This window comes from Candidatus Tisiphia endosymbiont of Stenodema calcarata, assembly GCF_964030695.1.
GTDB lineage: Bacteria > Pseudomonadota > Alphaproteobacteria > Rickettsiales > Rickettsiaceae > Tisiphia.
Window position 1 is genome coordinate 379,846 of the sequence record NZ_OZ034911.1, and the last position, 21,425, is coordinate 401,270.

The following is a 21,425-nucleotide window of genomic DNA, read 5'->3' on the forward strand; positions in this document are numbered from 1 at the left end:
GTGGCTAAAATTATTATTAAGTCAGTGCCTAATTTAGCTATTAAAATCAAGGAAGTATTGAAAGAACGGATCTGTTAATTGCTGCATTTATTTTTTCTTCTGCCTTTTGATAATTACCCATTTTACAAAAATATGCTGAGTATAAATATAAGATTTTACATTTTAACATTTCTAAACCGTCAGTTTTCTGCAAATATCTATTGACCTCATCAAGAATCTTTAGAAATTCTTGATATTTCTCTTGATGAAAATAGACAGAAGAAGTTATTAAATCCATTGACGCAAGATTTTTATTATAATTATCCTTAAATTTAATTTTAAATTGTTGGTTAGTTTCAATAAGTTGTTGGAAGGAATTAGTAAGTTTAAATTCATGTTCATTATCTATAAAAAACTGCAATAATGATTCAAACCATCTTAAATTTAATGTAGAACAAATATTATTCTTACTGTCTAGGGTTTGCTGGAGTTGGTGACGTAACACTGTTTGCACTAAGCGATGAATAGCAATATGATCATTACCATTATAATTGATCATGGAATATTGCCACAATAGAGCAATGTGCTTGTTTAACGTTAATTGTGGCGATGATAAATTAGGATAAGCTGATTGAAGCCATGCGAGTAATAGTTTACGAGAGATTTTATCAGGTGCTAGGTAAGCACAAACTGTTAAAAGTTCAATAGCTATTGGTGGTTCATTATTAATCTTAGTCTCTCTAACAATTGCTTCTAAACTAATATTCCATGTTATTGCTACTGGATAATTATAGGTGGTTGTTTCATCTAAAAAAGTATTATCTACTAATAACTCCGTTTCATGACTTTTGTACAGTTCTAGATATTGGTGGATAGTTATATTGTTTTGTTTAATATAAGCCCCTGCTTGTACCAAAGCTAAAGGTAAGTATCCTAACATTTCTACTAATTTTTTTACGCTACTTTCTTCTTTTGTTATATCTCGTTGTATTAAGGTCTTTAAAGTTTTTATCGATTCTTCTTCGGTCATGACATCAATGGGTAATATGGAAAGATTTGTTGGCCAATGACGTTGACGAGTTGTTAAAATAACATATCCACCAAATTTTGGTAGAAATGCTTCAATTTCACGGTAGTTGTTGACATTATCATAAACTAAAAGCCATCCAGGATTGTCAACTAGCCATTGTTTAACATAAGCAATGATACCTGCTCTTGTGTAATTAGTTTCTGCATATCCTAATAATTTAGCAAACTCGACATACTTGTTATATAAATGATCAATATTTTCAGCAGGAAACCAAACTTTAAGCGTATAAGGATATTTTGTATGAGTGATATATTGCAAGGCTAATTGTGTTTTGCCGATTCCCCCAAGCCCAGCACAAGCACTAATTGCTAAACTACTGATTGTTTGTGGTGTATGATGGTGATGTAATTTACTATATAAATCATCCAATAAATTTTTTCTGCCGATAAAAATATGATCTTGTCTAGGTATATTCCAAGTTGTCAGGTTTTTTGTAGATATTATTGGCTTCTGTGCTGTAAGCGATAGTGATTCTTCTCCTTGACTACTAATAATTTTATTAATATTTGGTCTAAATATAAAGAAACAACTACCAGAAATTATAAAAACAAATATAATAACTACTAATATATAAATATTTTTTGTTTTATCTTGTATATCTTTATTTACCGGAGGAGTTATAGGGTAAATTGAACTAGAGTTTTCTATTATACTACTATACCTTTCCTTAAACTTATGGATAATATTTTCGATATTTGTATTAGGGAAAAGTCTTGTGATGATTTCAAGAAACAGAAAATGATATTGTTTGTATTGTGAGGGATTAATATATTCAAAATTAGTTTGATTCGTTTGTTGAGATAATATTTTTATACACTGTTCTTCTTTTGCTAAAAGGAAGAACACTTTAGATATCTCTTTATCATCATCTACAATGATAGAATTATGTCCCTCTTGGTCAGGTACATTAGCTTCATTTGCAGTTAGAACATAGATTGTGCATTGTTTTAATTGTATGCCTGTAGCACTGTTATCCTTATGTTTTAAGCATACTACTATAGGAGTAGCATTATGATTCTCTTGAAACTCTGTAGAAACTGTTATACCTATAAGTCGTAAATCAATACATAATTTATTGACCAGCAAGTTTAAGTTATCCTTTCCTAACCTTGGTAAAACAATGAGAAAGGACAACTTATCAGACTTTGTTAATGTTAAAATTTCCTGTAGAATTTTATTGAATTCTTGTTGAATTAATAAACTCGAATAATAACTGTGTATTAGTTTGTATTTATCAGATTTCTCTATAAAACTTATAATTCCTTCTCGGGAATTTGCTGCTATTTTTCGTTTAATATTAAGAATATGACTTTCGATAGTCTTGGTTTCAAGCGATTTATCTTTAGTTGATAGAAAATTAGCTATTCCTTTTGCATTTTTCCCATGCATAATGCATGCTATTATATCTATTTCCCTTGGTGTGAATCTTATACCGTTAATAATCATCAGATGTTTTTTATAAATCTCTTGTGGACACAGTATCTCTTTGTCTTCCATAAAATCTAATTTATTTTAACTATTATTATCCTACAAGGTTAAAAATTTCTAATTTAAGATTATAGGTATCTGTTTTAAATGCAAAGATAAATAGAAAGATTTTTAAAATTATTTCTAAGTATTTTTTACTTACGTACAGTACCTACTGATTTTCTGAGCATTGATAATAATAATTTTCTAATTTAATGTTTTGAAATACTGCACTATTAAGAAGGTTGGCTATATCTCTTACTAACTCGGCTAACTTAAACACAGGATAGTTGTAAACACTATACTTTGATAGTTCAGCACCAACAGTTTGTTTATGTTATTACATAAATGCTTAACACTTTGTTTGGTGCTTTGTAGTGATTGAGCATGCTCCTATTGTCATAAGAATACAATAAGATTAAAAAATATTTATTTTTTAAGATCATTTAAGATTTTAATTGACCCTATAAACTAGGATTTAAAAATATTGTTGGATTTTTATTGATGAGCCAAAAGGAGCGTGTAAGGAATAATTGATAAGAATAATAACATAGAACCAAAATTTATATAGAAGTAATGACTATTGAAAAACTTAAATGAGATCCAATAAAATGAGCAATTACAATGAAAAGGTCTATACTGAGTCTCTAAAAATAAATGAAGTGCATATTTGGAGTACTTGTCTACTAGAAAATCCACAAGATTTAGATTTACAATATTCTTACCTGTCAACAGATGAGAAAGAACGGGCAGAAAAATTTTATTTTGCAAGAGATAAAATAAAGTTTATTCAGAGACGATGTTTATTGAGGTTCATAATAGCTGGTTATACCGGAATATCAGTGAACGATATACAATTTAAATATAATGAATATGGCAAACCTAAGTTAAAAAACAACATAATAGGATTATCATTTAATGTTTCGCATTCTCATGATTTTATAGTTCTAGCATTTACTAGGTATAATGAAGTGGGTATCGACATAGAATTAACTAAAGAAGACAATGTTAACTGGCTAATAACTTCAGACATATTTACCAATAATGAAATTAATTTATTTCATGACTTAGCTAGTTTCAATACAAGAGAAATTTTTTATAAACTATGGTCAGGTAAAGAAGCCTATCTAAAAGCTTTAGGGGTAGGACTCTCTATACCTTTAAATAGTGTAGAAATAACTTTTGTTGGGGATAAAAAGATAAAGTTGGTAAACAATCAGTGTACATCTTATGAGCCTTATTATTTGATAGACTTACAACATATTCCTAAGCAATATATTGGGACTTTAGCACTACTAGAACAATCTAATCACATAAAATACTTTAATAATTGAAAAACATATAAGTTTAAATAATATAAATGTTACTACGTTTGAACTAAGAAACTGAAGAGGATAAAAAATGGATGATTTAGTAGAACGACTTTTAAACAAACAGCCTATAGATTTTGAATCAAGAACTGACTCTATGGAAGAGCTGAAGGAAAGGTTGATAGAAATGAAATTTGTTTTTGTAACTTTTACTGAGACAAGTGGAGGCACAGAATTGGGAATTGATGTTGATTTAGATTTAACTGACATTGAAAATGCAGATTTTGATAAAGGAGCAGGAATCATCCGTGTAATTGGAACATGTAAACTTAATTACCAAAAGGTTCGTTGTATTGCCGAGGTTGATTTATCTACAAAAAAAGGTACTGGGTACTTAGATCCTTTAGATGAAGATGGTAATTCCATGTCAACAACAGTGAATTAATTTTACCACAGGAGGAAGAAAGGATGTCTAAAACAAAAGAAATAACAACTGTCGCCAATGAGATACAGACGGCGGATGAGTATCAAGAAATGTATTTAGTATTAATAAACCATGAAGAGCAGTATTCATTATGGCCCAGTTATAAGGCAATTCCAGCTGGCTGGAAGGCTATCGGAGAGGAGCGTACAAAAAATGAGTGTTTAGCTTATATAGATGAGGTTTGGACAGACATGAGACCCCTGAGCCTCAGAAAACAAATGGGAAAACTTCGGAAATAATATAGGAAATGGCAGTGTTACAAAACTTGGTTAAACCTAGACCAATTATTGCACTTATTGGAGGTGCTGGACCAGATGCAGCTATAGATTTACAAATGAAGTTATCGCGTGCAATGAAAAAGAAATTGAATATTAGTTTTGACCAAGATCATTATCGAGTAATTGTTGATAATAATACTGATATACCTAATCGGGATGAGGCGTTGTTGTCAAATGGCTCTAGTCCGCTTTTAACTTATATTAATAGTGCTAAAAAACTAGAAGAAATGGGTGGAGATATATTAATTATTTCCTGTAATACAGCTCATGCTTACTTTAATGATATACAGAAAATTACTAGTATGAAAGTTATTAATATGATTGAGGAAACTGCAAGTTTTTTCTACAATCATTATACTAAGATCAAAAAAATTGGTCTTTTGTCTACCTCTGCCACCATCCAAGCAAATCTTTATTACAATGCCTTTGATAGATATAAAATTGAAGTTGTTACTCTAGATTTAATTCATCAAAATAATATAGTGCAAGCTATTTATGGTATTAAGGCCGGATTTATTGATAACAAAGAACTTTTGAATGATTTTAGTAAAGCCAAATTGCATGATATTTATCAGCGTGTATCAAAAATAAAATCAACAGTAGCTGTGCAGTTGCCAAAGGACTTACTGTTAAGTGCTATTAAATATTTCGAGCAACAAGGTATTGAAGCAGTGATTTTGGGTTGTACTGAAATACCTTTAGCTTTAAATAGGAAGAAATATACTGGCAATTGTATTTTGGTTGACCCAACGGAAATTTTGGCAAATTCCACAGTTGATTATGCTATTAGCTTTGATAAGAAAATGGTTTGATCAGTTAAGAGACGCCACGTAGTTTAAAAGAAGCCACTGATAAAAATGATTAATGAGCTTCTTTAAGTAATAATGACACAAAAGGAGTTAAGTTATGACCCTACACTACCTAAAATCTACCATCAAAGCTGAACCTCTAATTTGGCGATGGTATGCCAGGTCTCATCTAATTCCCCCTATTAATGCTGGATGCAATATTGTTGAGCGTCATTTGAGAATAATGCAATCTTATGTTCAAAACCCTCAAATTCATTCCAAGGCTGTTAAATATCCTAAGTTATTAGGTGGACTATTTATTGATTTAGATGGTCAAAAAGTAGACGAAATAAAAGAGCTAATCAATCAAACTAAAAAAGATTGTGAGCAACTCATACTTCTAAATGATACTTTTAAAGAATTGGATAGAGTTCTGCAATCAGAAGCTCAAAGGGACTCTCTATATCCTTATTATGACCGCATACCTACTCCTTTAAAAGGATTGATTGAATTTGTATATGATTTGAATAACCACCCTTCCATTCGCTTAATTGAGCCTTTTATCTATAAAAACTATTATTCCACTCAAAGCCAACGAATAGCTATTTCAGAGACAAATAGTGATTTTAGAAAATTTGTTTTAAGCACGCCTCGCCTCGATCAAAAAGATGAAGTATATTTGAATATACCTTTCTCTGATACTAAATTTGATAGACTTTTTAAAATGAAAGAAGAGCCACAGAACTTGGATAAAATTCAGCCTTTGTTTGAGATTTCAGAGTCAAAACAACAGTTGTTTCAATCCTTTTTTACCACGACTCCGCCCTTAATAGCTGATGACCGTAATTACCAAGGTGAAGGAATACGCCTTAGATATTTTGGTCATGCTTGTGTTTTAGTACAAACAAAATCTATATCTGTCCTTTTTGATCCAGTTATAACCTATCCTATCCAAACAAATGAAGTACCAAGATATACTCTCTCTGATCTTCCAAATCATATTGATTACGTAGTGATTATCCATAATCGTCAAGACCACATAATGTTTGAGACACTCTTGCAATTAAGACATAAAATAGGAAACATCGTCTTTCCAGCAAATCATGCAGGTGTTTTAGAAGATACTTCCATAAAATTAATCTTAAAACATACTGGTTTTGCATCTCTTCTTGAATTAAAAGAAATAGAGATAATTACTCTCGAAGACGCAGAAATAATGGCTCTTCCGTTCTTAGGAGAACACTCCGACCTTAATATCCAATCAAAATTATCATATTGTGTAAAACTTAAAGACAAACAATTTCTATTTGCCGCAGATTCCAACAACTTAGATGCATCACTTTATGATCATATATTTAATTATATAGAACCAATTGACATGTTATTTTTAGGTATGGAATGTGACGGGGCTCCTTTAACTTGGCTATATGACCCACTCCTTAACACTCCTCTAAAAAGAACCTACAACAGAAATAGAACATTATCTGGGTCGAACTTCGAGAAAGCATGGAAAATTGCAGAAAAATCAAACTGCAAAGCAGCCTATGTTTATGCAATGGGACAAGAAGCGTGGCTCAGTTATATGATGGCCTTAAAGTTCTCGCCGGACTCTCCTCAGATTGTAGAATCAGACAAATTCATTCAAGTATGTAAAGAGAATGGCATTGAGTCAGAAAGGTTGTTTGGTAGAAAGGAGTGGGTTATTAAATGAAAAAATCGTTTAGCTGCTATATTATTAGCGAAACAAGTCTTGGTCTTCAATGTGCTATAGAGCTCATCAAGGATGTTTATCAACTTTTAGGGATTATTTCTACTCACCACGAGACATGTCGATGGGCAAAGCAGAATAATATTCCTATTCTTGGCTCTCTTTTAGAATTTCGAGAACTGGATCCATATAAGGAATTTGATTATCTATTTAGCATTGTAAATAGTCAAATTCTTCCAAATTCTATCCTACAGTTTCCTAGGTTCTCTGCAATTAATTACCATAGTGCACCCTTACCAAGATATGCGGGAGTGAATGCAATATCCTGGGCTATTTTAAATCAAGAAAAAACTCATGGAGTAACTTGGCATGAAATGACGCACCAAGTTGATGCTGGAGATATTATCAGGCAAGGCATATTTTATATTAATGAAGATGACACAGCTTTAACCCTAACCTTACGATGCTATGAGTATGCTACTAGGGAATTTAAAAGTCTTTTATATGATATAAAGCATAATAAAATAGATAAAATTCAACAAGATTTATCCAAAAGAAGTTTTTTTGCATCTAACAAGAAGCCTTTTGGAGGAGGGGTTATAGACTGGAAGCAAGATATATCTTATTTAGAAAGATTATCAAGAGCATTAGATTTTGGAGGTCATCCTAATCTTTTAAGTAAGCTGAAGATATTGCTGCCCGATAACGAGGTTTTATATCCAGTATCTCTGAATTGTTTAATGCAGAATGATGAGAAACATGAAAATCAAATAGGAGAAATAATCAATCTAAACTCTAATGGCCTAGTAATATCTTGTGCGAATGGTCTGATAAGAATTAAAGATTTATATTCAAGAGATGGCAGAAAAATTTTATTAGAAGATTTAAACATTTTATATGGTATTAAACAAGGAGATTGTTTGCCAGTATTTGATAAAGAAAGTCTACAGTATTTTACTGATTATCTTGCATTAAGTGATAGAGATAGAAAGTATTGGCAAGATAGACTGCAAGGGGTTGGAGCATTAGAGCTTCCATGGAGCGGGGGTAGTAAAAGTGTCGTAAAAAGAATTGAATTTATACAAGAAAGAAAAGAAGAGGAATTGATAGGATATATATTAATTTATTTATGTAAGTTAGCACAAGCGAATGAGATAATCTTCAAGTACATAGACTCAGATACAACACAACAAATAATTAAAAGCAAAGGTTTGTGTGTTGGAAAAATAATAAATACCCCCATAAATCCACAAAATACAATCAAAGATATAATAGCTAGTGTGGCAAAGCAGCTAGTTATCGCAAAAAATGACAGTAGGCAACTTAGTGTTGATGTAGGATATGAGTTATCCTACAGTGGCAATATAGAAATAATTTCGGATATCGATAATGCTTATAATAAAAGCAAATATAAAAAATTAAACCCTAAAGAGATTCGTTTTGTATTAGATAAGAAGCGTAAATATATAGATGTTATAGCAACGACGAAGCAAGACAACAAAATTCTAAATAACATAACTAATTATATAGTAAAATTAGCAAATGCATACACAGAAAATAATTTAATAGGCAATATTACATTAAATACAAAGCAAGAACTAACAAAGCTTCAGACTTGGAACGAAACAAAGTATGAATATCCAAAAGACAAGACGATTCATCAATTGTTTGAAGAATCAGTGAGGAGAAGTCTAGATAGGATAGCAATCACTTACGAAGACCAACAAATCAGTTATAGAGTGCTAAATCAAAGGGTTAATCAATTAGCTCATTATTTAGTCAAGCAAGGAGTCGGCTTAGAGACACCGATAGCGATATCTATTCCAAGAAGCCCAGAGATGATAATTGGTTTACTAGCAATACTTAAATCAGGCGGGAGCTATGTACCTATTGACCCTGAATATCCAACTGAGCGAATTCATTATATGCTTGAGGACAGTAAGACCTCTATATTGTTAACAACAAAAGAGATAAGAGATAGTCTTGATTTAAGTAAAATCTACTTAAACAATGAGGGTAAATCTAATGTAGCTTCAATATCCAGCAATCCGTATCTCAAGAATATCAAGATTATCTGTCTTGATGGAGAATCACTCAACAAGAGTCTTCAATTGGAGAAAGATACAAATCCAAACATCCAAATACCAGCTGATAGTCTGTGTTATATCATCTATACCTCAGGAAGTACAGGTAGACCTAAGGGTATTAAACTGAGCGAATTCATTATATGCTTGAGGACAGTAAGACCTCTATATTGTTAACAACAAAAGAGATAAGAGATAGTCTTGATTTAAGTAAAATCCACTTAAACAATGAGGGTAAATCTAATGTAGCTTCAATATCCAGCAATCCGTATCTCAAGAATATCAAGATTATCTGTCTTGATGGAGAATCACTCAACAAGAGTCTTCAATTGGAGAAAGATACAAATCCAAACATCCAAATACCAGCTGATAGTCTGTGTTATATCATCTATACCTCAGGAAGTACAGGTAGACCTAAGGGTATTACTTGCATTCATAGAGGAATGGTAAATAGATTATTTTATCCAAACTCTTTAGTTGTCGCATGGGATAATACTATAGGATGTGTACAATCTAACTCGGTCTTTGTAGATGCAACATGGGATATCTTTAGTATTTTAACAAGCAATTCTAAATTAGTTCTTTACAAAGAAGTAGTAAGTAAAAATATTGAGGAAGCAACAAATATATGGAGTTTACATGGAGTAGAGAGGGCAACCATAACTCCATCAATACTTAGCAATCTAATAGATATAACAAAAGAAGATATTCAATACGCACAAGGTATAAAAACAAAAACTCTAAAGATTAAAAGCCTTAAGGTAACAGGAGAATACTTTAATGTTAGTTTAAGTAAAGAGCTGTTTGAGACAAACACATCAATTATCAATCTGTTAGACTGTTATGGAGCTACGGAAGCAACGTCTGTTATATATAGAGACTTTGATAAGAACAATACAGAAGAATATAGCACCCATATATTATCTAACACCCAAATCCACATATTAGACAGCAATCTAAACCAAGTACCAATAGGAACAACAGGAGAGATATGTATAGGAGGAGCAGGTCTTGCTAGGGGCTATGTAGGTAAGCCCGGCTTAACATCAGAAAAGTTCATAGCAAATCCTTATGGAAACAAAGAAGAGACGGGTAGTCGGCTATATAGAACAGGAGACTTAGGAAGATACTTAGCAGATGGCAACATAGAGTTTATAGGAAGAATAGACCATCAGGCTAAAATAAGGGGCTTTAGGATAGAGCTAGGGGAGATAGAGAGCATACTGTCTCAAAGTAACCGAGTTAAGCAAGCAGTAGTTTTAGCTAGGGAAGATATTGTAGGTCAAAAGAGATTAGCTGGTTATGTGGTACTCAAAGAAGTTTCAACTAAAGATGAAGCAGAACAAGAATTAATCGAGAGCTTACGAGAGCTAACAGCTAAGTCTCTCCCAGATTACATGCAATTATCTCAAATAGTGATATTAGATGAGTTTCCTTTAACACAGAATGGGAAGTTAGATAGAAAAGTACTTCCAGCTCCAGAGGGAAGAGAGGGTGTTGGTCTATATCAAGTGCCAGAGGGTTTATTAGAGCAAAGACTTGCTGTAATTTGGCAAGAACTACTAAAGATTGAGAAGGTTGGCAGAAATGATAACTTCTTTAATCTTGGTGGACATTCATTAAATGTTCTACTAATGATAGCAAGGCTTAGAAGTGAAGAAGATATAGAAGTACCTATTGATAATATATTCCAGCATCCAACATTACAAGAGTTTGCAAGAAGCCTAACAGATAAATATCTATCTCAAGATTCATTACCACCAATCGAGAGAGTAAGTAGAGATCAGCTTATACCATTATCCTTTGCTCAGCAAAGACTGTGGTTTATTGATCAATTGGTAACAGGCAATGGACTCTATCATATTCCAAGAGCAGTAAGACTAGCTGGAGAATTAGATGTCTCAGCCTTAAGAAAAGCTTTAAATCATATGGTCAGACGCCATGAGATATTAAGGACATTGATAATCAGCAAAGAGGGTCTTGGGACTCAACTTATCTTAAATGAAGATACACCATTTAATCTAATAGAGCTAAGTCTAGACACAAAGGAAGAATTGGATGATTATTTAACTCAAGAATCAACAAGTCCCTTTGATTTTGAGAAGACACCATTATGCAAGGGAAGTTTAATCAAGTTCAATGGAGAATATATTCTCTTAATAATCTTCCATCACATAATAAGTGACGGTTGGTCAGCAGGTATTTGGAATAGAGAACTCAGTGAGTTATATCTTGCTTACAAACAAGGTATTGAGGCAAATTTACTGCCCCTACCTATTCAATATGCTGATTTTAGCATCTGGCAAAGAAGTTGGTTAACCGGTGATGTTTTAAAGAAACAGCTTGGGTATTGGCAAGAACAACTAGCTGATATATCAATGCTAGAATTACCCACAGACTACCAAAGACCAAAACAACAAAGTTACAAAGGAAGTAGTTATAGTTTCCAGTTAAACAAAGAAGTCGTTGATTCTCTTAATGCAATATCCAAGGATAATGGTGCGACCTTGTTCATGACTATATTGTCAGCCTTTCAAGGAACATTGAGCAAGTATAGTAATCAAACAGATATAGTGATAGGCACACCAATAGCTGGTAGGAGAATGCAGGATACGGAAGGTTTAATAGGATTCTTTGTAAATACATTAGTTCTTAGGGCTAGTACAGAACATAACCCAACTTTCAAAGAATTATTATCGCAAGTAAAACAAACAACTTTAGGAGCTTATTCAAATCAAGATATTCCATTTGAGCAATTAGTTGAGTACCTAAACGCACCAAGAGACCTAAGTAGACATCCGATCTTCCAGGTAATGTTTATTCTGCAGAACAATAAGCAGGAAGAATTAAGATTCGGTGATATCAAAGCAAAGGGGATAGGAACAAATAATAGACAAGCTAAGTTTGATTTAACTTTAAACATAACAGAAACACAGGAAGGATTAAACTTAAGATTTGAATATGCTAGTGATCTATTTAAACAAGAGACTATCGAGAGGTTATGCAATTACTATACAAGCTTCATTGATGAAATTATCCAAAACCAAGATAAGAGATTATCTGACATATTGATTTTAGATGAGATAGAACTAACAAAGCTTCAGACCTGGAACGAAACAAAGTATGAATATACAAAAGACAAGACAATCCATCAATTGTTTGAAGAATCAGTGAGGAGAAGTCCAGATAGGATAGCAATCACTTACGAAGACCAACAAATCAGTTATAGAGTGCTAAATCAAAGGGTTAATCAATTAGCTCATTATTTAGTCAAGCAAGGAGTCGGCTTAGAGACACCGATAGCGATATCTATTCCAAGAAGCCCAGAGATGATAATTGGTTTACTAGCAATACTTAAATCAGGCGGGAGCTATGTACCTATTGACCCTGAATATCCAACTGAGCGAATTCATTATATGCTTGAGGACAGTAAGACCTCTATATTGTTAACAACAAAAGAGATAAGAGATAGTCTTGATTTAAGTAAAATCCACTTAAACAATGAGGGTAAATCTAATGTAGCTTCAATATCCAGCAATCCGTATCTCAAGAATATCAAGATTATCTGTCTTGATGGAGAATCATTCAACAAGAGTCTTCAATTGGAGAAAGATACAAATCCAAACATCCAAATACCAGCTGATAGTCTGTGTTATATCATCTATACCTCAGGAAGTACAGGTAGACCTAAGGGGGTTAGAGTTAGGCATGAGGGACTATCTAATTTAGTAATGGCTCAAATTGATATATTCACCATTAAAGAAAAAACTCGAGTAGTCCAATTTGCATCTACAAGTTTTGATGCACATGTATCAGAAATTTTTACAACTATTATCAAAGGAGCTTCTTTACATTTAGTATCAAAAGAAACTTTGATCGATAGAAATCTTTTTATTAATTTTGTGAATAGTCAAAAGATTAACCTAACTACTTTTCCTCCAAACTTTTTAAATAGTCTCAGTCCTCAAGATGTGATAAGCATTGAAACAATTGTGGCAGCAGGAGAAGCATTATCTAAAGATTTGGTAGATAAATGGCATCAATATAAGTTTTTAATTAATGCTTATGGTCCTACAGAATCTACAGTATGTGCCTCCTCATTCCTCTATACTACTCAAGCATACTCTCCAAATACTATAGGCCGACCAATCCACAACACCCAAATCCACATATTAGACAGCAATCTAAATCAAGTACCAATAGGAACAACAGGAGAGATATGTATAGGAGGAGTAGGTCTTGCTAGGGGCTATGTAGGTAAGCCCGGCTTAACATCAGAAAAGTTCATAGCAAATCCTTATGGAAACAAAGAAGAGACGGGTAGTCGGCTATATAGAACAGGAGACTTAGGGAGATACTTAGCAGATGGCAACATAGAGTTTATAGGAAGAATAGACCATCAGGTTAAAATAAGAGGCTTTAGGATAGAGCTAGGGGAGATAGAGAGCATACTGTCTCAAAGTAACCGAATCAAGCAAGCAGTAGTTTTAGCTAGGGAAGATATTGCATGTCAAAAGAGATTAGTTGGTTATGTGGTACTCAAAGAAGTTTCAACTAAAGATAAAGCAGAAGAATCAGAACAAGAATTAATCGAGAGTTTACGAGAGCTAACAGCTAAGTCTCTCCCAGATTACATGCAATTATCTCAAATAGTGATATTAGATGAGTTTCCTTTAACACAGAATGGGAAGTTAGATAGAAAAGCACTTCCAGCTCTAGAGGGAAGAGAGGGTGTTGGTTTATATCAAGCACCAGAGGGCTTATTAGAGCAAAGACTTGCTGTAATTTGGCAAGAACTACTAAAGATTGAGAAGGTTGGCAGAAATGATAATTTCTTTAATCTTGGTGGACATTCATTAGTAGCTACGCAATTAATTGCCAAGATAAGAAATGAACAAAAGATAGAAATTCCATTACAGGCAATATTCCAGCATCCAACATTACAAGAGTTTGCAAGAAGCCTAACAGATAAATATCTATCTCAAGATTCATTACCACCAATCGAGAGAGTAAGTAGAGATCAGCTTATACCATTATCCTTTGCTCAGCAAAGACTGTGGTTTATTGATCAATTGGTAACAGGCAATGGACTCTATCATATTCCAAGAGCAGTAAGACTAGCTGGAGAATTAGATGTCTCAGCCTTAAGAAAAGCTTTAAATCATATGGTCAGACGCCATGAGATATTAAGGACATTGATAATCAGCAAAGAGGGTCTTGGGACTCAACTTATCTTAAATGAAGATACACCATTTAATCTAATAGAGCTAAGTCTAGACACAAAGGAAGAATTGGATGATTATTTAACTCAAGAATCAACAAGTCCCTTTGATTTTGAGAAGACACCATTATGCAAGGGAAGTTTAATCAAGTTCAATGGAGAATATATTCTCTTAATAATCTTCCATCACATAATAAGTGACGGTTGGTCAGCAAGTATTTGGAATAGAGAGCTCAGTGAGTTATATCTTGCTTACAAACAAGGTATTGAGGCAAATTTACTGCCCCTACCTATTCAATATGCTGATTTTAGCATCTGGCAAAGAAGTTGGTTAACCGGTGATGTTTTAAAGAAGCAGCTTGGGTATTGGCAAGAACAACTAGCTGATATATCAATGCTAGAATTACCCACAGACTATCAAAGACCAAAACAACAAAGTTACAAAGGAAGTAGTTATAGTTTCCAGTTAAACAAAGAAGTCGTTGATTCTCTTAATGCAATATCCAAGGATAATGGTACAACCTTGTTCATGACTATATTGTCAGCCTTTCAAGGAACATTGAGCAAGTATAGTAATCAAACAGATATAGTGATAGGCACACCAATAGCTGGTAGGAGAATGCAGGATACGGAAGGTTTAATAGGATTCTTTGTAAATACATTAGTTCTCAGGGCTAGTACAGAGCATAACCCAACTTTCAAAGAGTTATTATCGCAAGTAAAACAAACAACTTTAGGAGCTTATTCAAATCAAGATATTCCATTTGAGCAATTAGTTGAGTACCTAAACGCACCAAGAGACCTAAGTAGACATCCGATCTTCCAGGTAATGTTTATTCTGCAGAACAATAAGCAGGGAGAATTAAGATTCGGTGATATCAAAGCAAAGGGGATAGGAACAAATAATAGACAAGCTAAGTTTGATTTAACTTTAAACATAACAGAAACACAGGAAGGATTAAACTTAAGATTTGAATATGCTAGTGATCTATTTAAACAAGAGACTATCGAGAGGTTATGCAATTACTATACAAGCTTCATTGATGAAATTATCCAGAACCAAGATAAGAGATTATCTGATATATTGATTTTAGATGAGATAGAACTAACAAAGCTTCAGACCTGGAACGAAACAAAGTATGAATATCCAAAAGACAAGACGATTCATCAATTGTTTGAAGAATCAGTGAGGAGAAGTCCAGATAGGATAGCAATCACTTACAAAGATCAACAAATCAGTTATAGAGTGCTAAATCAAAGGGTTAATCAATTAGCTCATTATTTAGTCAAGCAAGGAGTCGGCTTAGAGACAGCGATAGCGATATCTACTCCAAGAAGCCCAAAGATGATAATTGGTTTACTAGCAATACTTAAATCAGGCGGAATCTATGTACCTATTGACCCTGAATATCCAACTGAGCGAATTCATTATATGCTTGAGGACGGTAAGACCTCTATATTGTTAACAACAAAAGAGATAAGAGATAGTCTTGATTTAAGTAAAATCCACTTAAACAATGAGGGTAAATCTGTAGCTTCAATATCCAGCAATCCGTATCTCAAGAATATCAAGATTATCTGTCTTGATGGAGAATCACTCAACAAAAGTCTTCAATCAGAGATTGATACAAATCCAAACATCCAAATACCAGCTGATAGTTTGTGTTATATCATCTATACCTCAGGAAGTACAGGTAAGCCTAAGGGGGTTGGAGTTAGGCATGATGGACTATCTAATTTAGTAAGGACTCAAATTAACATATTTACCATTAAAGAAAAAACTCGAGTACTCCAATTTGCATCTCCAAGTTTTGATGTACATGTATCAGAAATTTTTACAACTATTATCAAAGGAGCTTCTTTACATTTAGTATCAAAAGAAACTTTGATCGATAGAAATCTTTTTATCAATTTTGTGAATAGTCAAAAGATTAACCTGACTACTTTTCCTCCAAGCTTTTTAAATAATCTCAGTCCTCAAGATATGATAAACATTGAAACAATTGTGGTAGCAGGAGAAGCATTATCTAAAGATTTGGTAGATAAATGGCATCAATATAAGTTTTTAATTAATGCTTATGGTCCTACAGAATCTACAGTATATGCCTCCTCATTCCTCTATACTACTCAAGCATACTCTCCAAATACTATAGGTCGACCAATCCACAACACCCAAATCCACATATTAGACAGCAATCTAAACCAAGTACCAATAGGAACAACAGGAGAGATATGTATAGGAGGAGTAGGTCTTGCTAGGGGCTATGTAGGTAAGCCCGGCTTAACATCAGAAAAGTTCATAGCAAATCCTTATGGAAACAAAGAAGAGATGGGTAGTCGGCTATATAGAACAGGAGACTTAGGGAGATACTTAGCAGATGGCAACATAGAGTTTATAGGAAGAATAGACCATCAGGTTAAAATAAGGGGCTTTAGGATAGAGCTAGGGGAGATAGAGAGCATACTTTCTCAAAGTAACCGAATCAAGCAAGCAGTAGTTTTGGCTAGGGAAGATATTGTAGGTCAAAAGAGATTAGTTGGTTATGTGGTACTCAAAGAAGTTTCAACTAAAGATGAAGCAGAACAAGAATTAATCGAGAGCTTACGAGAGCTAACAGCTAAGTCTCTCCCAGATTACATGCAATTATCTCAAATAGTGATATTAGATGAGTTTCCTTTAACACAGAATGGGAAGTTAGATAGAAAAGCACTTCCAGTTCCAAGAAGAGAGGGTGTTGGTTTATATCAAGCACCAGAGGGTTTATTAGAGCAAAAACTTGCTGTAATCTGGCAAGAGCTACTAAAGATTGAGAAGGTTGGCAGAAATGATAACTTCTTTAATCTTGGTGGACATTCATTAGTAGCCATCTTGCTTATTTCAAAAATAAGAAGAGATGAAAAAATAGAAGTTCCATTGGAAGATATATTTGAACATTCAACATTAAAATCATTCTCTAAAAACTTAGAAAAACTTTCTAAATATTCAAAATTATTAATAAATAGCAAAAGTGAAGGAATTATATTTAAAATTACAGATGAGATAGATGAAGCTTATAATTCTCCTTTATACCTCATACACGAAGGAATAGGCATAATACACCCATACATTAATTTAAAAAATATACTCGCGAATCCTCTATATGCGATTGAAGACCCCTACATAGGGGAAGAACACTCAGGGTTTGCAAACATAAATGAAATGATAAATTACTATGCAGAATCTATAAAAAGACATCATCAAAAATACCACTCGTATAAACCAATAAGCATTGGGGGGTGGTCATTTGGTGGTATTGTTGCTTATGAAATAGCGATATTACTTAATGAATTACTCCAAGTAGATAATTTAATTATAATAGATAGACACGCACAAGTTAAAAAAGATAGAACAAAAAATTTAATTTTAAATAAAAAACAAGGTAATAAACCTAATATAAATCGCAATTCTAAATTGCTGATTGATTATAAAATAACACAAAACTACAATTCCAAACTAACTTTAGTAAAAGCTAAAATAAATTCCCATATGGATATACAAAGTGATAATGATTTAATTGATCATTACTATGGATGGGGAAAATTTGCCAAAGAAGTTGTTGTGTATGAAGCTGAAGGTAACCACTATACTTTATTTCATGAAGATAACATTATTAGTATTGGTAAAATATTAAACAACCTCTCCATCAAAATGTCGGAGGCATAATACATAACAAGGTTTCGAACCAATAAAAACAAACAGTCATATATTAATATTAAGGAGGTAAAATGAATAATCCTTTAACTGATAAAGAAATAAAAATCGTTAATTTTATTCAAACAAATCAAACAGAAAAGTTTATAGATTTCGTTAATAATATTCTTACAAACAATAGTGACTCTCTTGTTGATGATTTTTATTGCAAAGGAGGCTCATTGTTCAGAGGTCTAAATATTAACTCAATAAAAAAATTTGAGAATCTTTGTGTAAACTTTGAGAATAATATTGTTGATTATAAAGATGGTAACTCACCTCGTACAAAAATTAGTAGTTCTGTATATACGTCAACTGAATATCCGAGTGAAGTATTCATATCTCAACATAATGAATTATCATATTCAAATCATCGACCTAGGTATCTTATATTTTGTTGTATAAAACCATCACTCACCGGTGGAGAAACTCCTTTGGCTGACTGTAGAAAAATACTGACACAAATACCAGAAAAAATAAAAGATGAATTTTCAAAAAAAGGACTAAAGTATATCCGCAATCTTCAAAATGGTAATAAAATTGGCAAATCATGGCAGGATACATTTGAAACATCCGATAAAGATAAAATAAATGAGTTTTGTAAAAAAAATGATATAAATTATACATGGTTCAAAAACGATGTATTACGCCTTGTTCAGATTGGACCTGTTACGCTGAAGCATCCTATAACAAAAGAAGAGGTTTGGTTCAATCAAGCAACACAATTTCATCCTCACTACCTACCAAGGGATCTTGCTAGTTATATGAAAATGCTTTATGGGGATAATCCCTTGGATTACCCACAACATGTGCTGTTTGGGGATGATACTGATATTCCGATAGATTACTTAGATACAATTATATCAGTTGTTGCCGATAATACGGAATCTTTCTCCTGGGTAGAGGGAGACGTTTTGTTAATTGATAATACTCTTTTGAGCCATGGTAGAATGCCTTATACTGGTGAGAGAAAAATTTTAGTCTCGTGTTTAAAATAAGGACAATGTGTTCAGGGGATCAATGGTATTCAGAGTTAGCAATTTGAAATATGCCATGTAAGTTTATGCTATCGTGCAATAGAAAATATGCATTTCGTAGAGATATGTTGTAGATTTGGTCGTAGAAATCCGACTTGAAAGCAAGTAACAATGCAATTTGGCAGTATAGAAAAGGATAATTTAGAATAAATTAATGTTTACACAAAAAAATACCAAAGCCTTCATTTTGCTTTTTATTATAGATGCTATCAAGCCCTTCAGGTGCTTTATAGCTGGTCAGTTTCTAGTAGCTATCATTTGGGCAATTGATATGTCATTACGCCCCTCTTTAATTAAAGTTATGCTCAACAAAATTCCTACAGTTTTACCATCACAAGCATTTGACTTTCTTCTACCACAGGCAATTTTTTATATTGTAATGTCAGTTATTATTGTTGCCACATTTCGTTTTTACGAGTGGCTTCTTTTGTGTTTTCAGCCCAATTTGAAAAAACATATTGGGGTTATACTCATGGGTCGTATAATGAATCATTCACAGAACTTTTATCAAAATCATTTCTCCGGAAGCATTGCTAATAAAATTAATGATGTAACAAATGGCATTCCAAATATCTTAGATACACTTATTGACCAATTTTTCAGTCATGTTTTGGCACTCTCAATTGCTATCTACACAGTTTGGTTGGTTGATTTAAAGTTTGCTATTAGTCTCACTCTCTGGATTATGATATTTTTAACTGTCTCAATAAAACTATCTGGAAAAGCCAAAGCATTAGCACACGTAGCTGCAGAAGTTCATTCAACTGTTATTGGTAATATTGTAGATATTCTTGGCAACATAGGAAGTGTTCGTATTTTTGGAGGCAAAAGACTTGAGACAAACTATTTGAATGAAGCCTATCAACATTCAGTTAGAGCAGAACAAGTGCGTGATTGGTTCTTTATGAAAATGCACACATTTCAAAAAAGTTCCTTCATTGTTTTCCAATCTATCTGCTTTTGGTGGTTGATTACCGGTATTCAAAACCAAACTATTACTTCTGGTGATTTTGCACTTATACTGATCTTGAATATTTCTATTGTTAATTGTTTAAATAACCTATCGCGCAATATAAGAGAGTTCGCTAAATCTTTTGGAAAAGTAACACAGGGTCTCCATATTATCAACTCAATCTTGGAGATTCAAGATAAAGAAGATGCTAAAGATATTGTTATTACAAAGGGAGATATCCTTTTTGAAAAGGTTCAGTTTTACTACAATGTATCCAAACCGATATTTGAGAACAAATCTGTCAAGATTCACTCTAGACAAAAACTAGGATTAGTTGGGTATTCAGGGAGTGGTAAGTCAACTTTTGTGAATCTGATCTTGAGATTATTCGATGTCACCCAAGGTCAAATCCTAATTGACAATCAAGATATTCGAGATATCTCTCAAGAATCACTACGTCAAGCTATCGGTATAATTCCTCAAGATCTATCACTGTTTAATCGCACATTAATAGAAAATATTCGCTATGGTAGGATGAATGCTTCTGATAGTGAGGTCATTGAAGCTGCAAAACGTGCTCATGCCCATGAATTTATTTGTGATCTTCCAGAAGGTTATCAAGCTTTAGTAGGAGAAAGAGGTATTAAACTCTCCGGGGGAGAGCACCAGCGTATTGCTATTGCTAGAGCTATTTTAAAAAACGCCCCGATTTTGATTTTGGATGAAGCAACAAGCCAACTTGATTCTATGACAGAGTGCAAAATTCAAGAAAGTTTACTAGGTCTCATGCAAGAAAAGACCACTATTGTAATCGCCCATCGTCTGTCCACCCTCTTGCATATGGATCGTATTCTTGTTTTCGATAAAGGAAAAATCGTACAAGATGGAAAACATGCGGATTTAATGCTTGTAGAAGGTTTATACAAAACATTATGGGATGCACAAATAAGTGGCTTTTTGCCAAAGATGTGTGGCAACAACTATAATTACCGAAAAATTGGTATAGATTAACCTCAGCATCCGTAATGGAAGTCAATAAAAAAATAATAACTTAACATAAATTTTCATTGCAAGAAGAATTATTTTTTACAATAGAGTGCATAAAAGCTAGTAATTTACGCATAACAGTGTAAATTGTAATGAACTATTGACCCACTATTGTAACGAACTATTGACCCACCAAACCATACTAAAAAATAAAATGAAATATAGTTTTTTGATCAGATTTTAACCATTATTAAAATTCAGATTCAGATAATATTTAACTATACTCAGTTGATAATTTTTTTATTACAAT

10 protein-coding genes are annotated in these 21,425 nt (G+C 33.0%); 9 read left to right on the top strand and 1 reads right to left on the bottom strand.

Going from position 1 to position 21,425, the window contains the following annotated elements:
• Positions 1-46: 46 nt before the first annotated feature.
• Complete coding sequence (locus ACQH1W_RS01770) at positions 47-2,566, bottom strand: LuxR C-terminal-related transcriptional regulator (protein ID WP_425361106.1); 2,520 nt, start codon at positions 2,564-2,566, stop codon at positions 47-49.
• A 581-nt stretch (positions 2,567-3,147) separates the two neighbouring features.
• On the opposite strand from ACQH1W_RS01770, the gene ACQH1W_RS01775 reads away from it, so the two are divergent.
• From ACQH1W_RS01775 to ACQH1W_RS01815, 9 genes are all read left to right on the top strand, one after another.
• The gene (locus ACQH1W_RS01775; protein ID WP_375333157.1) at positions 3,148-3,870 is read left to right on the top strand and encodes a 4'-phosphopantetheinyl transferase family protein; all 723 of its coding nucleotides are present in this window, start codon (positions 3,148-3,150) and stop codon (positions 3,868-3,870) included.
• A 67-nt stretch (positions 3,871-3,937) separates the two neighbouring features.
• Positions 3,938-4,291, top strand: coding sequence for a hypothetical protein (locus tag ACQH1W_RS01780; RefSeq protein ID WP_375333156.1), 354 nt, complete (start codon positions 3,938-3,940; stop codon positions 4,289-4,291).
• A gap of 23 nt (positions 4,292-4,314) precedes the next feature.
• Positions 4,315-4,569, top strand: coding sequence for an MbtH family protein (locus ACQH1W_RS01785; protein WP_425361107.1), 255 nt, complete (start codon positions 4,315-4,317; stop codon positions 4,567-4,569).
• Positions 4,570-4,577: 8 nt separating this feature from the next.
• A complete protein-coding gene (locus tag ACQH1W_RS01790; RefSeq protein WP_375333155.1) occupies positions 4,578-5,420 on the top strand; it encodes an aspartate/glutamate racemase family protein in 843 nt (280 codons plus the stop codon).
• Between the two features lie 94 nt (positions 5,421-5,514).
• Positions 5,515-7,107, top strand: a complete 1,593-nt coding sequence (locus ACQH1W_RS01795) for an MBL fold metallo-hydrolase (protein ID WP_375333154.1) — start codon at positions 5,515-5,517, stop codon at positions 7,105-7,107.
• Complete coding sequence (locus ACQH1W_RS01800) at positions 7,104-9,365, top strand: AMP-binding protein (RefSeq protein WP_425361108.1); 2,262 nt, start codon at positions 7,104-7,106, stop codon at positions 9,363-9,365. The genes ACQH1W_RS01795 and ACQH1W_RS01800 overlap by 4 nt, the downstream gene beginning before the upstream one ends.
• Positions 9,332-18,112, top strand: coding sequence for an amino acid adenylation domain-containing protein (locus ACQH1W_RS01805; protein WP_425361109.1), 8,781 nt, complete (start codon positions 9,332-9,334; stop codon positions 18,110-18,112). Before ACQH1W_RS01800 ends, ACQH1W_RS01805 begins: the two co-directional genes overlap by 34 nt.
• Positions 18,113-18,174: 62 nt before the next feature.
• A complete protein-coding gene (locus ACQH1W_RS01810; protein WP_375333152.1) occupies positions 18,175-19,137 on the top strand; it encodes a TauD/TfdA family dioxygenase in 963 nt (320 codons plus the stop codon).
• Positions 19,138-19,330: 193 nt separating this feature from the next.
• Positions 19,331-21,139, top strand: a complete 1,809-nt coding sequence (locus ACQH1W_RS01815; protein WP_375333151.1) for an ABC transporter ATP-binding protein — start codon at positions 19,331-19,333, stop codon at positions 21,137-21,139.
• Positions 21,140-21,425: the final 286 nt, after the last annotated feature.

Excerpts from the sequence above, each read along its gene's own strand:
- ACQH1W_RS01790 (WP_375333155.1), top strand. The coding sequence starts at position 4,578 with ATGGCAGTGTTACAAAACTTGGTTAAACCTAGACCAATTATTGCACTT.
- ACQH1W_RS01800 (WP_425361108.1), top strand. The coding sequence starts at position 7,104 with ATGAAAAAATCGTTTAGCTGCTATATTATTAGCGAAACAAGTCTTGGT.
- ACQH1W_RS01780 (WP_375333156.1), top strand. The coding sequence starts at position 3,938 with ATGGATGATTTAGTAGAACGACTTTTAAACAAACAGCCTATAGATTTT.
- ACQH1W_RS01810 (WP_375333152.1), top strand. The coding sequence starts at position 18,175 with ATGAATAATCCTTTAACTGATAAAGAAATAAAAATCGTTAATTTTATT.
- ACQH1W_RS01805 (WP_425361109.1), top strand. The coding sequence starts at position 9,332 with ATGCTTGAGGACAGTAAGACCTCTATATTGTTAACAACAAAAGAGATA.
- ACQH1W_RS01770 (WP_425361106.1), bottom strand. The coding sequence starts at position 2,566 with ATGGAAGACAAAGAGATACTGTGTCCACAAGAGATTTATAAAAAACAT.
- ACQH1W_RS01785 (WP_425361107.1), top strand. The coding sequence starts at position 4,315 with ATGTCTAAAACAAAAGAAATAACAACTGTCGCCAATGAGATACAGACG.
- ACQH1W_RS01815 (WP_375333151.1), top strand. The coding sequence starts at position 19,331 with ATGTTTACACAAAAAAATACCAAAGCCTTCATTTTGCTTTTTATTATA.
- ACQH1W_RS01795 (WP_375333154.1), top strand. The coding sequence starts at position 5,515 with ATGACCCTACACTACCTAAAATCTACCATCAAAGCTGAACCTCTAATT.
- ACQH1W_RS01775 (WP_375333157.1), top strand. The coding sequence starts at position 3,148 with ATGAGCAATTACAATGAAAAGGTCTATACTGAGTCTCTAAAAATAAAT.